This window comes from Oceanobacillus sp. FSL W7-1304, from assembly GCF_037969805.1.
GTDB lineage: Bacteria > Bacillota > Bacilli > Bacillales > Amphibacillaceae > Oceanobacillus > Oceanobacillus profundus.
The window spans coordinates 3991697-4006753 of sequence record NZ_CP150211.1; the positions used below are offsets into that span (position 1 = coordinate 3991697).

The following is a 15057-nucleotide window of genomic DNA, read 5'->3' on the forward strand; positions in this document are numbered from 1 at the left end:
ACTTTTTGAACAACCTCTAATAATGATTAATTTTAATGGTGGGATACGTATGTTTCAAATAAGTGCTTTTGGGGATACAGGTCTACGGATTCAGTTTGGTGACCATATATCAAAAGATATAAACCAACAAATTCGCAGCTTCTGTATTTTATTAGAGAAAGAAGGAATACCGGGTGTAATTGAGTGGGTTCCAACGTACACAGCGATTACGGTTGTGTACGATCCATACACGATTTTCTATAGTGCATTAGTAACTCAAATGGAGAAGTTGCAAAACAGGCTTTCAGATATGGAGCTTCCACCTGCAGAAATCATGCATGTTCCAGTTTGTTATGGAGGGGAGATGGGACCTGACCTAGCAGCAGTTGCTCGTCTTCATAACCTCGATGAATCGCAAGTGATTTCCACTCATTCAAGTGGGGACTATTTAATTTATATGATGGGATTCATCCCAGGATTTGCTTATCTTGGGGGGATGTCCAAGGAAATTGCAACAGCAAGGCTTGAAAATCCTCGTGCTGCAATTCCGGCTGGATCTGTAGGGATTGCAGGTGAGCAGACTGGAATTTATCCACTTGAATCGCCTGGTGGCTGGCAAATTATTGGAAGAACACCTATAAAATTATATGATCCGAACAGCTCGTCTCCAATTCTTTTGCGAGCAGGTAATTATATTCGTTTTAAACCAATTGATGTTGAAGAATATGAAGTGATTGAGAAAGAAGTGAATGCAGGAACGTATATTCCTTATGTAGAAACATTCATAGAATAGGGAGGTTTTAGCACGTGACCTATTTTGTTGACGTAAATAGTGACTTAGGAGAAAGCTTTGGAGCATTTAAAATTGGCATGGATGATTTAGTGATGAACTATATTTCTTCTGCCAATATTGCATGTGGTTTCCATGCTGGAGATTATAATGTAATGCAACACTCGGTAAAAATGGCGACAGAGAAAAAGCTAGGAATTGGTGCTCATCCTGGCCTTTTGGATTTAATTGGGTTTGGTCGTCGTCCAATGAAAATAGATCCGCAAGATGTCTATAATCTTATGATTTATCAGGTTGGAGCGCTTCAAGCTTTTACCCATATTAATCAAAATGCATTGAATCATGTGAAACCACATGGGGCGTTGTATAACATGGCCGGAAAAGATCCAGAAATTGCCCAAGCTATTGCTGAAGCAGTTTATGCAATTAACCCGAAACTTATTTTATATGGTCTAGCAGGAAGTGAGTTAGTCAAAGCTGGGGAAAAAGCAGGATTGCCTGTTGCTGAAGAAGTTTTTGCTGACCGCACGTATCAGCCGGATGGTTCACTAACATCAAGAACGCTTGAAAATGCGATGGTTAAGGATGCAAACGAAGCAGTTAGCCGTGTCATTCGGATGGTAAAGGATGGCAAAGTAGAGGCGGTTGATGGCTCAGATATAGCAATCAATGCAGATACTATTTGCATTCATGGGGACGAACCAAAGTCGCTGGAGTTTGCTAAACGTTTATGTACAGCATTAACGGAGAACGGAATTATCATAAAAAGAGTAGGGAAGTAAATGAGTAATACAATTATTGAAGTTGTAAAGCCAGGTCTAGCAACCTCTGTACAAGATCTTGGAAGAACTGGGTTTCAGGCATTTGGCGTTGTTGTATCAGGAGCAATGGATAGCTTCGCGTTACAGGTTGGAAATATCTTAGTAGGTAACCCTCGAGAAGCAGCAGGAATTGAAATTGTGATTATGGGACCGGAACTCCGAATACTTGAGGATACTGTACTTGCTATTTGTGGTGCAGATTTATCACCCAAGCTAGATGGGGAACTGCTCCCGGTATGGAAATCATTTTCTGTTAGAAAGGGACAAGTTATCACCTTTGGACAACCAAAAGACGGAGCATATGCTTATATTGCCGTCGCAGGTGGTATAGATACTCCTGTTGTAATGGGAAGTAAATCTACTTATACGAAAGCCGCGATAGGTGGTTTTAAAGGAAGATATTTACAAAAGGGAGATCACTTAGCTAGCAGTCCATTCAGTTTCTCTTTAAAAAGTGTGTCTGGTAGGGGATTATCTCCCACATACGTACCAAATTACAAAAATGTAGAAAAAGTTCGTGTTATCCTTGGACCAGATCAAGCAGCGATTGCGGAAAGTTCCATCGAGCAATTTTTATCATCCAGCTATAAAGTATCCACGCAATCTGACCGGATGGGATACAGGTTAGAAGGGGAAGAGCTCACTCATAAGCATGGAGCAGATATTTTATCCGATGCCGTGCTTTCTGGAACGATTCAAGTTCCTGCAAGTGGACAGCCCATTGTTCTACTAGCTGATCGCCAAACAACCGGTGGATATACAAGGATAGGGACTGTTATTTCTGTTGACCTGCCATTTGTAGCTCAGAAATATACTGGCAGTGAATTGCGATTTGAGACAGTCCAAGTGGAAGAAGCACAATTGCTTTATGTGAAACGTGAACGTTTGTTAAGATGCTTGAGTTTGGGAGCAGGAGTTATTGGATAGAAAATAATGATGGTTGTCAAGAATGAAATTGATTTTAACAGAATAAGATGCCTCATTCTTCCTGCTCGTATTAATCACCATGGCACGGAAAGCAGAGGCATCTTGTAAATCGAATTAAGATTGACATAGATGTACTAGTTGTAAATCTAAAAATCTTAAATTTGTAAACTGAATAAAAAGGAAGTGTTTAAGTGGTTAATGATACGAATGAACAAGTAAATGAAATTCGAAAGATGATTCGCAAAGGAGATTGGACAAAGCCGACGACAGGACTCGCACCTGGTTACACACAGGCCAATCTAGTGATTTTACCGAAAAAATACGCTTATGACTTTCTATTGTTCTGTATGCGAAACCCTAAAACCTGTCCGCTAATAGAAGTTACGGATGTCGGCTCATCTATACCACATAAGACTGCGCCAGACGGTGATTTAAAAACAGATCTTCCAAGATATCGAATTTATCGAAATGGAGAATTTGCTGAGGAAGTTACAGATATAACTTCTTATTGGCAAGATGATTTTGTTTCATTTCTTATCGGCTGCAGTTTTACATTTGAAAAACCGCTGCTCGAAAATGGTATTCCAATTCGTTATATTGAGGAAGGCCGAAATGTATCCATGTACAAAACAAACATAGCTTGTGAACCAGCTGGTATATTTGAAGGACCAGTGGTCGTAAGCATGCGTCCGATGAAGCCTGCAGAAGCGATTCGAGCAACACAAATTACTTCGCGTTTTCCTTCTGTCCATGGTGCACCGATCCATATTGGTGATCCGAGCTTAATCGGAATCGACGCAATTGATAGTCCGGATTTCGGGGATGCTGTAACAATTCATGAAGATGAAGTGCCTGTATTTTGGGGGTGTGGTGTAACTCCACAGGCAGCAGTTATGGCAAGTAAACCCGAATTAGTAATTACCCATGCACCTGGACATATGTTTATAACGGATGTTAAAGATGAAGAACATGCAGTGATTTAGTCTGAAACATTTCTACATTTTTATACTGCTTATCTTGGATATTAATCAAGATAAGCAGTTTTTATTATGCCTAAATTGGTTTACTAGTAAAATTTCGTCTGGAGGAACAAGTTGAAATGACGGTTGTCCATACTGTAATCTATAGACGAATTGACGGAACTATGGAAGAATAAGGTTAACATGTTGTCTAGGGGATATTACAATGAAAAATCTGACAAACTGGTGTTTGACGCTTTCTATTATAACGTTTACTGTTTTGCATTTCGTCACATATTTTTATGATAATGAATGGCTGTTAAGAATCCTTTCCATTAGTGGAATCGGAGTTTTTGTGTTTACGGTGGTCAAGTACACACCACCAAAAATAAAAATGCCATCTTCATTGTTTGTTATTGGTTTTATGATTCTATTTTTCTCTAAAACTTCTTTAGTAGAAGGATTTTGGAGCGGATTTTTACAAATGAGAAATATCATTGGGCTCCTTGTCATTGTACCAATGATTAGCTGGGTGCTACGAGAAGAGCCATTTTTGGAAGCAATTATGGGATTTGGACATCGCTTTTTGAATACTAGTCGCAAATTTTACTTTGGTATGATCTCTTTTACACAAGTTATTGCTTATTTTTTACTGTTCGGCTCGATTACGATGATGTATCAATTTGTAAATATGATTTTAAAAGATGAAAAGGGAGAAGCGTGGGAACATTTTAAAGGAACTGCTCTCCTGCGGGGATTCTCACTTTCAGTGCTTTGGGTAATTAGTATTCCAAGTTTTGCTTATGTTGTTGAAACAATGGATGCATCACTAAGCATTTCTATTATTCAGGGATTAATCATCTCGATATGTGGAATTTTTGTCGCACTACTATTTTCAAAATCGGAAGAAAAAAAGTATGGAGTAAACTTGACGGCTGGATTAAAGACTGAAATCGCAGAACTTCTAAACCATACTTCAAATAAAAAGGTGATGCACCGTAATGTTAAAGAATTTATTATCCTGTTTATTTCGTTGTTCGGCACTATATTTATATTAAATTTTATAGTAACAATGGAGCTGCTTATTTTAATTCCATTGGTCGTTATGGTCTGGATTGTAGTTTACTACATAATTAAAGGTAGGATGAACAAATTATTTGATTTAGCTAAAAGCTATGTAAGAACCGATATGGCAAAGCAATCCTATCAGCTTTGTGTCATGCTTGGAGCAGGATTTCTAATTTTTGCTCTTAATCAGACTGAATTTGCGAACTCTATCGTGAATGGGATTTATTCTCTACAAGAGATGCTGCCATTTTTGAATATATTGTATTTCCTGCCGATTATGGTAATCCTATTAGGTTTTGTAGCATTAGGTCCTCTTACGGTAATGGTTCTGGTAGCTGGTATATTACAAAGTATCCACCTACCATATCCTCCAGAGTTAATTGTATTGGCAATTACGCTGGGAAGCTCTATTTCTATATTGCTATCGCCAGTGATTATGCCAATTATTATGCTGAGTGGACAAAATCAATTAAGTGGATTTAAAAATGGCATTCAATTTAATTGGAAGTTTGCTGTTGTGTTGTATGTGTTAGTGATGGGGTATGTGCAAGTGAGGGTTTATCTGGGGTAGTCTTTAATCTATTTATAGTTTAGTAGAATTCTTAAAGAAGGTAAAAAACTTTCATTTAAACGCTTTCTTAGCTATAATACTGTATACAATATCCGGATTTTTTAGATTGGGGAAAATTTTATGGCAGACAAGATAAATTTAAGAATTGGTGATAGAGAAATGTTGCATAATCGTGTATGCAGCGTATTAAGACAAGCAATTTTGAAAGGGGATTTTAAGCCTGGTGAAAGGCTTGTACAAACAGAGCTGGCTGATCAAATTGGAGTTAGTCGCATGCCAATAAGAGAAGCATTGCGGACATTAGAATTAGAGGGACTTATAATTATGGAGCCACATAAAGGTGCAGTGGTTCGTGAGATAAAAAAAGAAGATATTCAAGAAATATATGAACTTCGATCCATGTTAGAAGCATTAGCATTAAAGAAAAGTATGGAGCACTTTTCAAAAGCGGATATGGATGCTTTATCGGCATATCATCAATCGATGCTGCAAACTTTATCAAATGAGGAGTATGTAGATTATAATGCCAAGTTCCATGATGTGTTAGTTAGCCGTTGTAAGAGTTCCCGTTTATTAAGCTTTATTGAAACGGTTTCCCATGGGTTTGCACTGGACACTCCGCAAATAATACCAGGACAAATTCAAAAGTCAAATAAGGAGCATGCTAATATTTTAAAAGCAATTGAAGAAAAAGATGCTGACAACGCTGCAGACTTTCTTGCGCAGCATATCCGCCGAACTGGTGAAGAATTGCTTACTACACTAGAAAAATAAAAGGATGTACCCTCATTTAGTTCTGACTAGATGGGGGTTTTATTTAATCTGTTAAGGATTAGTTTTAAGATGTAGATTACAATATACATTTATCAGACCGACAAACAAAGATGTATTTGAATAAAAATTCAAAAAAGGTAGAAAATGTGTTTACAAATTCAGAATGTTATACTATGATTAAAATTGTATCCAATATCCAGTATTCAAATTTAAAATAGAAAGCGTTTACGATAAAGATTTAAAACATAGAAGTAATCGTACCTATTGAAGATTTAATATCAATTTTATTTCTTACAAGAAAAGAGTTAAGAACGGAGGGAGATTAATTGTATAGATCGTGGTTGTTTGTGCCTGGTAATCAGGAAAAATATTTGAATAAAGTAAATAAATTGCCAGCAGATGTAATCATCTATGATTTAGAGGACGCTGTACCAGTTGAAAGTAAAGAGTCTTCCAGAATAAAAGTTAAGAAGACAATAAAAGAAGCTGACAAGCAAATGAACATTATAAGGGTAAATGCTTTAGCTACAACGCATTTTTTGGATGATTTGAATGGAATTATAGAAACGAATCTCTCAGGAATTATGTTACCTAAGGTTAACCGGGCGGATGACATCATTATTGCAGATTATTTGCTTGGACAACTGGAAAGAAAACACAACCTAGCAAAAGGCACCTTTTCTATTATTCCACTTATCGAAACAGCCCTTGGGGTTTATAATGTCCATGAAATTGCTCAGGCGAGTGAACGAATTTTGTGTCTTTGTTTTGGTGCAGAAGATTTCATGCTCGATTTAAATATTGAACAAAAAGGACAGCAACCTGAATTAACGTATGCTCGTTCTAAATTGGTGATTGCTTCCAGAGTAGCAGGAAAGGAAGCACCAATTGATTCTGTTTACACAAATTTTCAAGAGATTAAAGGATTAGAAGAGGAAGCCCAAGTTGCAAAACAGTTGGGGTTTCAGGGGAAGCTTGTTATTCATCCGAATCAAATTGAGGTTGTGAATGAGGTTTTTTACCCAACTACAGCACAAATTGAAGAGGCCCAAAAAATTGTGGCATTGTATAACCGGTCTATAGAAAGAGGGGAAGGCGCTATTCAGTTTGGTGGAAAAATGATCGATGTTCCTGTTGCTGAACGGGCTAAAAAAATACTTTCCTACGTTGAATTCTAACATCGTAGTATTAGGGATTGACATGAAATAAATTGGAGGAGGAACAAAATGTTACCTTTAGAAGGGGTTACTGTTATTGCATTGGAACAAGCAATTGCAGCTCCATTTGCCACCCGACAATTAGCAGATTTAGGAGCGAGGGTGATTAAAGTAGAAAGGCCAGCAGTTGGAGATTTTGCAAGAAGTTATGATTCTACTGTTAATGGGATGTCCAGTCATTTTGTATGGTGCAACCGTTCAAAGGAGTCGATTGAACTCGATTTGAAGTCTGATGAAGGGAAAGAAGCACTAAGCCGTTTGCTTGAAAAAGCAGATGTACTTATACAGAATCTTGCACCAGGTGCATTAGAGAGAATGGGTTTTGAGCCCGAAGAATTATTAGAAAAATACCCAAAGCTGATTGTTTGCAGTGTATCAGGATATGGAAAAAATGGACCCTATGAACAAAAGAAAGCCTATGATTTATTAGTTCAGTGTGAAGCTGGTCTCGTATCTATTACCGGAAGTGAAGAAACACCATCAAAAGCTGGTATTTCGATTGCAGATATTGCTGCTGGAATGTATGCGTATACAGGGGTTTTGACAGCTTTATTAAATCGTACAAAGACTGGAGAAGGAACGGTTATCGAAGTATCAATGCTCGAAGCACTGGGAGAATGGATGGGCTATCCTGCCTATTATGCTGAATATGGAGGAGATGAGCCAAAGCGTTCTGGTGCTAGTCACGCTACGATTTATCCGTACGGACCTTTTCAATGTGGCGATAGTAAAACAGTGTTTATTGGGCTTCAAAATGAGAGAGAGTGGAAGCATTTTTGCGAGCTTGTTCTTAAAGATAATGCTCTTACTGAAGATCCAAGATTTGCAACGAATTCAAAAAGGTCTGCAAATAATTACGAGCTGAAAGCGATTATTGAGACTGCATTTGAAGACCTTACCTCCGAGCAAGTAATCGAAAGAGTAGAAAAAGCTAAAATCGCAAATGCACGTTTAAATAATATGAAAGATTTCTTTAACCACCCTCAGTTAACAGCAAGGAAACGCTGGGAACAGGTTCAAACACCTAATGGAGAGATTTATGCACTTAAGCCGCCTGCTACGATTTCTGGCATAAATGCGGTCATGAAGCCAGTACCGAAACTTGGTGAGCATACAAATAAAATTTTAGAAGAAATAGGGCTAGCACCAGAAGAGCTGAAGAACTAGAAAAGGAAATGGAGGAGTTAAAATGGGAGTAAAAGAAGGATGGAATGGGCGATTTTATGGGGATTTTGAGATTGGTGATATTTATCCGCACCCATTGGGCAGAACGGTAACGAAAACAGATAACATTTATATGACGCTGCTAACACAGAACACAAACCCGATTCATTTCGATGACTATTACTCAGAGCAAACGGAATTTGGTAAGCCATTGGTAGATTCTACATTTACATTAGCTCTAGTAACCGGACAGTCGGTTACTGATCTTTCGCAGAATGCGATGGCAAATTTAGGTTGGGATGAGATTCGTCTGCCGAATCCTGTATTCGAGGGAGATGTTATCTATTCTTATTCAGAAGTACTTGAGAAAAGGGAATCGAAGTCGAGACCAAATGTTGGCATCGTCAAAGTTAAAACGAGCGGCTATAACCAACGAGCGGAAATTGTGATTACTTATAAACGTACGTTTATGATTTACAAGAAAGAATACGCACCAATGAAGGAAAATAAATTATTAGAAAAAGTGCTGGAACAGGAAAAAGGTTTAACAAACAATTAAGTGGGTTTTAAATATGAAGGATTTAGGAGATAGCATGAGGTGTTAAAAGTACACCACATTTGGGCAGGATGTAGTGAACTATGATAGCATGCTTCCGTTATTTTGTGAAAAAAAGGGGATGAACGATATGGTTAACATAAAAGAAACAGGTGCTCCAATTCAATTGAATAAAGAGGAAAGAAAGAAGCTTAGGGAAGAAGTTCATGCATTATGTCAATCCTTTGGTAATGAATATTGGAGGAAATTAGACGTACCACGTGAATATCCTTATGAATTTGTTGAAGCGCTAACAAAAGCTGGTTACTTATCTATATTAATTCCTCAAGTATATGGCGGAAAAGGTTATGGTATAGCAGAAGCGACAATTATTTTAGAAGAAATCCACCGGTCAGGGGGGCATGCAGCTGCTTGTCATGCACAGATGTATACGATGGGAGCTCTCTTACGACATGGTAGCACAGAACAAAAGGAGAAATATTTACCAGGTATTGCTAAAGGAGAAATCCGTTTACAAGCTTTTTCAATAACGGAACCGGAAGCAGGCTCCAACACAACCGGAATTCAAACATTCGCAGAAAAAACAAAAGACGGTTATATCATTAATGGACATAAAAACTGGACTAGTCGAATTTTACAATCAGATTTATTGCTATTACTAGCTAGAACAACACCATTAGAGCAAGTGGAGAAAAAGTCAAAAGGCATTAGTCTCTTCTTAGTTGACTTGCGTGAAATAAGACAGAGCCAACCAGAAGCACTTGTGATTGAACCTGTTCGGACAATGTTCAATTATGCAACGAATAAAGTGTGGTATAAGGATATGGCAATCCCTCACAATAGTATCATCGGAGAAGAAGGAAAAGGTTTTAAATATGTGCTGGATGGTATGAATGCAGAGAGAATACTGCTTGCTGCTGAAACAATTGGAGACGGTTACTTTTTTATTGATAAAGCTGTTAAATATGCCAGTGAACGAGAAGTGTTTAATCGTAAAATTGGCCAAAATCAAGGAGTCCAGTTTCCGATTGCGCGAGCTTATGCATCGATAAAAGCAGCTGATCTTTTACGATATGAAGCGGCTGCAAAGTTTGATGAAGGCGAATCTTGTGGAGAAGAGGCGAATATGGCAAAGCTTTTATCGAGTGAGGCGAGTTGGGAGGCCGCAAATGTATGTATCAATACATTTGGAGGAAATGGATTTGTAGATGAATATGATGTGGAGCGGAAATTTAGGGAAACACGAATGTACCAGGTGGCACCGGTGAACAATAATATGATTTTGGCTTATATTGGACAGCATGTGCTTGGGATGCCGAGATCTTATTAAAATAATTAAATTCATATGTATAATGGACAACAATGAAATAACCCTGTGAATAATTTCGATTATTCACAGGGTTAAATACAAAGCCGTTTTGACAGCGGATATGTAGTCAAATTCACCTTACTCATAACGATAAATCTATAATGATTAAACCTTCAACAATTAAAATAAACATATCTGATTGTTGTTAAGTGGCAAATAAAGTAAGCGTTTTCCGCCGGTGTTAATCTAATCCTAAATGTTGAAAGGAAGGGAAAAATGATTCGTTTTATTGGAAACTTAATGAAAAGCGTAAGTGTAGAACGTTCATCATCTGCAGCTCCTAACATCATAATGCAAGAGCAAAAAATACAAAACCCTACAACCAATCAATCTCCATCACCGAAAAGAACATATCCTGCAAGTAAAATAGTTGGTCTTTTATTAGGGCCAGCACTATTTATATTGATTATGTTGTTCTTTTCACCACCTGGTTTATCCTATGAAGGAAAATCTGTCATTGCTGTAACTTTATGGGTTGCTACATGGTGGATATCGGAAGCAATCCCGATTCCTGTCACATCACTTCTGCCCATACTGTTGTTGCCGATGACTGGTACTATAACTTCAAACCAAGTCACTTCCTCCTATGGGAATGACATTATATTTTTATTTTTAGGAGGATTTTTTCTTGCTGCTGCATTAGAAAAATGGAATCTTCATAAGCGTTTAGCGCTTCTGATATTAACAGTGATGGGTACAAAAACAAATAATTTATTATTTGGATTTATGTTTGCCACAGCATTCTTGTCCATGTGGATTTCAGCAACAGCGACAGCGATGATGATGATGCCAATGGGATTAGCTTTGGTAGCACAATTAAAAAACGTTAATTCAGTAGATCACGAGAAGTCAGATATTCGCAAATTTGAAAAATCATTATTATTCAGTATTTGCTATGCAGCTACCGTTGGTGGAATGGCAACGATTGTTGGGAACCCACCGAACATGGTACTTGTGGCTCAAATGCAACAATTTTTCAATATCGATATAAACTTTGGTGTTTGGATGATATTTGCAATGCCAATCGTGATTCTAATCATGTTTTTTTCGTGGTTGTATTTAAGCCGCTTTGCATTTCCTCTCCAAATTAAATCCATTCCCGGTGGTAAAGATTTAATTACAAAGGAGAAACAACAACTTGGAAAAAGTGGAAGAGAAGAGAAAATTGTAATCGCTATCTTTTTGTTCACCGCATTTATGTGGATTACAAGAGGCTTTATCTGGAATACTTACTTTCCATTTTTAACGGATGGGATGATTGCTATTCTTGCAACCGTGCTTCTATTTCTTATTCCAGCCTCTAAAGAAAAAGGGAGACGAATTTTGGAGTGGGATGATTCCAAAAACATTTCCTGGGGTGTTTTATTGTTATTTGGTGGGGGATTGGCAATTGCGTCTGGATTCCAGGAATCTGGATTATCGGAGTGGATTGGTTCTAGTTTTTTAATGATGGATGACATGTCGTTGTGGGTGATGATTACAATTTCCATTATCTTTGTTTTATTATTAACGGAAATAACGTCGAACACTGCTACTGCCACTATACTTTTACCAATCATGGCATCTGCTTCAATCGCATTAGATTTTCACCCGTTTGCTTTGATGATTTCCTGTGTTTTTGCAGCCAATGCGGCTTTCATGCTTCCAGTTGCAACACCTCCTAATGCCATTATATTTTCAACTGGTAAAATTACCATTTTGGATATGATAAAAGTTGGGTTTGCTATGAATATCTTTACTGCAGTCATTATAATAATTGCAACGTTATACTGGCTTCCGGTTGTTTGGAATATCGATTTGATAATTATTCCTTAAAGGATAGAAGTCTTAAAATATTAAAAGTAAAATTATTTACAAAATAAAGAATATAAGCTACAATATATTGTATCCAATATTACAATATCCAAAAAAATTGAACTGTAATTGAAGGCGCACTATCTATGTGTTTATTTCAAATCGAGATCAGTGTCTAAGTGAAGTGGTACGATACCTAAAATGGAGGTGTGCTTGTGGAACTAAGTAAAATAATTGCAAATTATGTAAAGGTCACAAATTATGACAGATTACCAGAAGAGGTTGTGGATTTTACAAAACAATGTATTTTAGATTACTTTGGCTCGGCTATTGCTGGTTCAGAGGAAGAACCGATACGGATCATTGATGCCTACGTATCTGAAATGGGAGGATCACAGCAAGCTACATTAATAACTGGTGGAAAAACATCTGTTGCTCAAGCAGCCTTTGTAAATGGAGCTTCAAGTCATATTGTAGAGTTAGATGACATTCATAAAGCATCCATTATTCATGCGGCTACTGTTGTGATTCCAGCAGCTTTTGCAATAGCTGAATGGAAACATCTATCAGGGAAGGCATTAATAACTGCTATCGCAATTGGCTATGAAGTATGCTATCGAATTGGTGAAGCTGTTACACCATCGCATTATTACTATTGGCATAATACCGCAACTTGTGGAACTTTTGGTGCAGCAGCGGCTGTAGCGAAATTATTGGATTTAAATGAAGAACAAATAATACATGCTTTAGGTAGTGCTGGTACACAGGCTGCGGGACTATGGGAATTTATTGAAGATGGAGCAATGTCCAAGCAATTACACCCAGGAAAAGCAGCAATGAACGGAGTAATTAGTTCACTTCTAGCAGAAAAAGGCTTTACAGGGGCACGGAAAATTCTCGAAGGTAATCGTGGCTTTTTTAATGCGATGAGTGAAAACTATGACGAATCATTGATAACAAAAGGACTTGGAGAACAATTTAAAATTATGGAAAATGGTTTTAAAATTCATGCATCCTGTCGTCATACACATCATGCGATGGATATAATGATAACTTTGAAAAAGAAAAAAGCGATAGAAGTGGAATCCATCCAAAAGGTAGTCGTTAAAACCTATCAGGTTGCCCTTAATATAACAGATAATGATAACCCAACAACTGAATATGCAGCTAAATTCAGCATACAATTTTGTACATCTCTAGCACTCGTTAAAGGAGAAGGCGGACTTAATGCTTTTAATGAAAAGACGTTATGGGATAAGAATGTTCGAAGTGTAATGGAGAAAGTAGAGGTACAAGTGGATCCAACGATTGACAAGAATTATCCTGAAAAATGGGGAGCAACAATCGAAGTCATTTTAAAAACTGGTGAAAAGATTACAATGGAAACAGATTGTCCCAAAGGTGATCCGGAAAACCCTGTAACAAGAGAAGATCTAATTGCTAAATTTTTAGAGATTACTAAAGGGTTGCCAACAGTGGAAAGTGAATCAATCGTTAATCAGGTAATGACATTGGAAACTCTTGAATCTATCGATGATATTATGAAGTTTTTTCAGGAAATGCCATTACTAGAAAAAAGTAATTATTTAAGTTAGTGGAAGAGATTGAAAAATCGGCTTTTTAATACTTATTGATAAAAATAATGCCACATAATATGAATGAACAGTAAACTGATGGATTGTGTACTGTATTCAATTTTATGTAAGCGCTATAATTTAGGGGATGATGGATATTAACACACAATTTAGATGAGGAGTTATTATCACAAGTTTATTTTGAATTAGATAAGTCATGTATTACTTTTAATCAATCTATTGTTATTCAAGAAGCAGGAGGACTTAGTTTAAATGCTACAGCTCTAGTAAAAGAAGGAGGCACAACAATTATTGTTTCAGACGGAGTAGAAGATCGACCGCAACAAGCAAAGAAATTTGAGGCAGATTATACTATTAATCTTAATGACTATGAAACGTTGGAAGACCTTACAAAAGCTATCCATGATTTAACAAATGGAGTTAATGCGGGATTTACATTGGATAACATAAAACCAGCATTAGACAGATCTTCGGCAAGAGAAGTAACGAGGGGATTATTGTTATGGAGGGAGGTGTGACGATTAATAGGATTTAATTTTGCAATTCTAACTCCAACAGTTGGTGAAATTTAGGTGTTTAGTCAAAATATAATAAATGGAGGGAAAAAAATGAACAAACCGAAGTTATATGTATTGGACACAGGAACGATGAAAATGGATAAAAACTATATGATAGCGATGCATAATCCAGCGAGTGTGGACAATCCAAATCCCCCTGCAGAGTTTGTTGAGTTCCCAGTATATGCTGTGTTAATTGATCATCCTGAAGGCAAAATTCTTTTTGATACTGGCTGTAACCCAGAAGGAATGGGTGAAGAAGGTCGCTGGCCGGAAGGGATTCAAAAGATGTTTCCTTCGTTTCAGGATGAGTCCTGTTACTTGATTAATCGGTTAGAACAATTAAACATAAGACCGGAAGATATTAAGTATGTAGTTGCTTCTCACCTACACTTAGATCATGCTGGATGTTTAGAATTATTCACGAATGCGACTATTATCGTTCACGATACAGAGCTCACTAACACGATGAAGCAGTATGCGATGACTAAAGATATGGGGGCCTATATTTGGGCAGATGTCAATGCATGGATTACAAATGATTTAACATGGAAAACAGTTATGCCGCATGAGGATGAATTAGAGCTTGCAAAAGGGATGAAAATCCTTAATTTTGGTCCTGGTCATGCTTGGGGTTTACTAGGGTTGCACATTGAATTGCCAGGTGAGGGAGGGATTATTTTAGCATCTGATGCTGTATACACATCAGAAAGCTATGGCCCACCAGTAAAAATGCCAGGAATTATCCATGATTCTCTTGGATATTTAAACGCAGTGGAAAAGATTAAGAAATATGCAGAAAGAACCAATTCACAAGTCTGGTTTGGACATGACTCGGAGCAATTCAGAAGGTTTATTAAATCAACAGAAGGTTTTTATGAGTAACGCACAAGATTAACAGATTAGTCTCGTGACA

General features: G+C 37.3%; 14 protein-coding genes. All 14 read left to right on the forward strand.

Annotation, left to right across the window (positions count from 1 at the left end):
- The first annotated feature begins 22 nt into the window (after window positions 1-22).
- The 14 genes from pxpB (at window position 23) to NYE61_RS19740 (ending at window position 15026) form a co-directional block, all read left to right on the forward strand.
- The gene (gene pxpB / locus NYE61_RS19675) at window positions 23-772 is read left to right on the forward strand and encodes a 5-oxoprolinase subunit PxpB (protein WP_339316389.1); all 750 of its coding nucleotides are present in this window, start codon (window positions 23-25) and stop codon (window positions 770-772) included.
- Window positions 773-786: 14 nt separating this feature from the next.
- Entirely contained in the window at window positions 787-1551 is a 765-nt protein-coding gene (locus NYE61_RS19680; RefSeq protein ID WP_303447545.1) for a 5-oxoprolinase subunit PxpA, read from the forward strand.
- The gene (locus NYE61_RS19685; protein ID WP_095310892.1) at window positions 1552-2517 is read left to right on the forward strand and encodes a biotin-dependent carboxyltransferase family protein; all 966 of its coding nucleotides are present in this window, start codon (window positions 1552-1554) and stop codon (window positions 2515-2517) included.
- 191 nt (window positions 2518-2708) lie between these two features.
- Complete coding sequence (locus NYE61_RS19690; protein ID WP_303447549.1) at window positions 2709-3500, forward strand: putative hydro-lyase; 792 nt, start codon at window positions 2709-2711, stop codon at window positions 3498-3500.
- Between the two features lie 202 nt (window positions 3501-3702).
- Complete coding sequence (locus NYE61_RS19695; RefSeq protein ID WP_303447550.1) at window positions 3703-5115, forward strand: hypothetical protein; 1413 nt, start codon at window positions 3703-3705, stop codon at window positions 5113-5115.
- Between the two features lie 120 nt (window positions 5116-5235).
- Window positions 5236-5889: a GntR family transcriptional regulator gene (locus NYE61_RS19700; protein WP_303447552.1), complete on the forward strand. Its 654-nt coding sequence runs from the start codon at window positions 5236-5238 to the stop codon at window positions 5887-5889.
- A gap of 326 nt (window positions 5890-6215) precedes the next feature.
- Window positions 6216-7067 (forward strand): CoA ester lyase, encoded by an 852-nt coding sequence (locus NYE61_RS19705; RefSeq protein ID WP_303447553.1) that lies wholly within the window; start codon window positions 6216-6218, stop codon window positions 7065-7067.
- A 48-nt stretch (window positions 7068-7115) separates the two neighbouring features.
- Window positions 7116-8273 carry a CaiB/BaiF CoA-transferase family protein gene (locus NYE61_RS19710; RefSeq protein ID WP_303447554.1) on the forward strand — a complete coding sequence of 386 codons (1158 nt, stop codon included), beginning with the start codon at window positions 7116-7118 and terminating at the stop codon, window positions 8271-8273.
- A 22-nt stretch (window positions 8274-8295) separates the two neighbouring features.
- The gene (locus NYE61_RS19715) at window positions 8296-8829 is read left to right on the forward strand and encodes a MaoC family dehydratase (RefSeq protein WP_303447555.1); all 534 of its coding nucleotides are present in this window, start codon (window positions 8296-8298) and stop codon (window positions 8827-8829) included.
- A 127-nt stretch (window positions 8830-8956) separates the two neighbouring features.
- Window positions 8957-10156: an acyl-CoA dehydrogenase family protein gene (locus NYE61_RS19720; protein ID WP_303447557.1), complete on the forward strand. Its 1200-nt coding sequence runs from the start codon at window positions 8957-8959 to the stop codon at window positions 10154-10156.
- Between the two features lie 255 nt (window positions 10157-10411).
- Entirely contained in the window at window positions 10412-12010 is a 1599-nt protein-coding gene (locus NYE61_RS19725) for an SLC13 family permease (protein WP_303447558.1), read from the forward strand.
- A gap of 194 nt (window positions 12011-12204) precedes the next feature.
- Window positions 12205-13584: an MmgE/PrpD family protein gene (locus NYE61_RS19730; protein ID WP_303447559.1), complete on the forward strand. Its 1380-nt coding sequence runs from the start codon at window positions 12205-12207 to the stop codon at window positions 13582-13584.
- Between the two features lie 224 nt (window positions 13585-13808).
- Window positions 13809-14102, forward strand: a complete 294-nt coding sequence (locus tag NYE61_RS19735) for a zinc-binding dehydrogenase (protein ID WP_303447606.1) — start codon at window positions 13809-13811, stop codon at window positions 14100-14102.
- Between the two features lie 90 nt (window positions 14103-14192).
- Window positions 14193-15026, forward strand: a complete 834-nt coding sequence (locus tag NYE61_RS19740; RefSeq protein WP_303447560.1) for an N-acyl homoserine lactonase family protein — start codon at window positions 14193-14195, stop codon at window positions 15024-15026.
- Window positions 15027-15057 lie beyond the last annotated feature (31 nt).

What these genes read in the sequence shown, in the direction of transcription:
- NYE61_RS19715 (WP_303447555.1), top strand. Translation starts at nt 8,296, where the DNA reads ATGGGAGTAAAAGAAGGATGGAATGGGCGATTTTATGGGGATTTTGAG.
- NYE61_RS19700 (WP_303447552.1), top strand. Translation starts at nt 5,236, where the DNA reads ATGGCAGACAAGATAAATTTAAGAATTGGTGATAGAGAAATGTTGCAT.
- pxpB (WP_339316389.1), top strand. Translation starts at nt 23, where the DNA reads ATGATTAATTTTAATGGTGGGATACGTATGTTTCAAATAAGTGCTTTT.
- NYE61_RS19725 (WP_303447558.1), top strand. Translation starts at nt 10,412, where the DNA reads ATGATTCGTTTTATTGGAAACTTAATGAAAAGCGTAAGTGTAGAACGT.
- NYE61_RS19710 (WP_303447554.1), top strand. Translation starts at nt 7,116, where the DNA reads ATGTTACCTTTAGAAGGGGTTACTGTTATTGCATTGGAACAAGCAATT.
- NYE61_RS19695 (WP_303447550.1), top strand. Translation starts at nt 3,703, where the DNA reads ATGAAAAATCTGACAAACTGGTGTTTGACGCTTTCTATTATAACGTTT.
- NYE61_RS19720 (WP_303447557.1), top strand. Translation starts at nt 8,957, where the DNA reads ATGGTTAACATAAAAGAAACAGGTGCTCCAATTCAATTGAATAAAGAG.
- NYE61_RS19685 (WP_095310892.1), top strand. Translation starts at nt 1,552, where the DNA reads ATGAGTAATACAATTATTGAAGTTGTAAAGCCAGGTCTAGCAACCTCT.
- NYE61_RS19740 (WP_303447560.1), top strand. Translation starts at nt 14,193, where the DNA reads ATGAACAAACCGAAGTTATATGTATTGGACACAGGAACGATGAAAATG.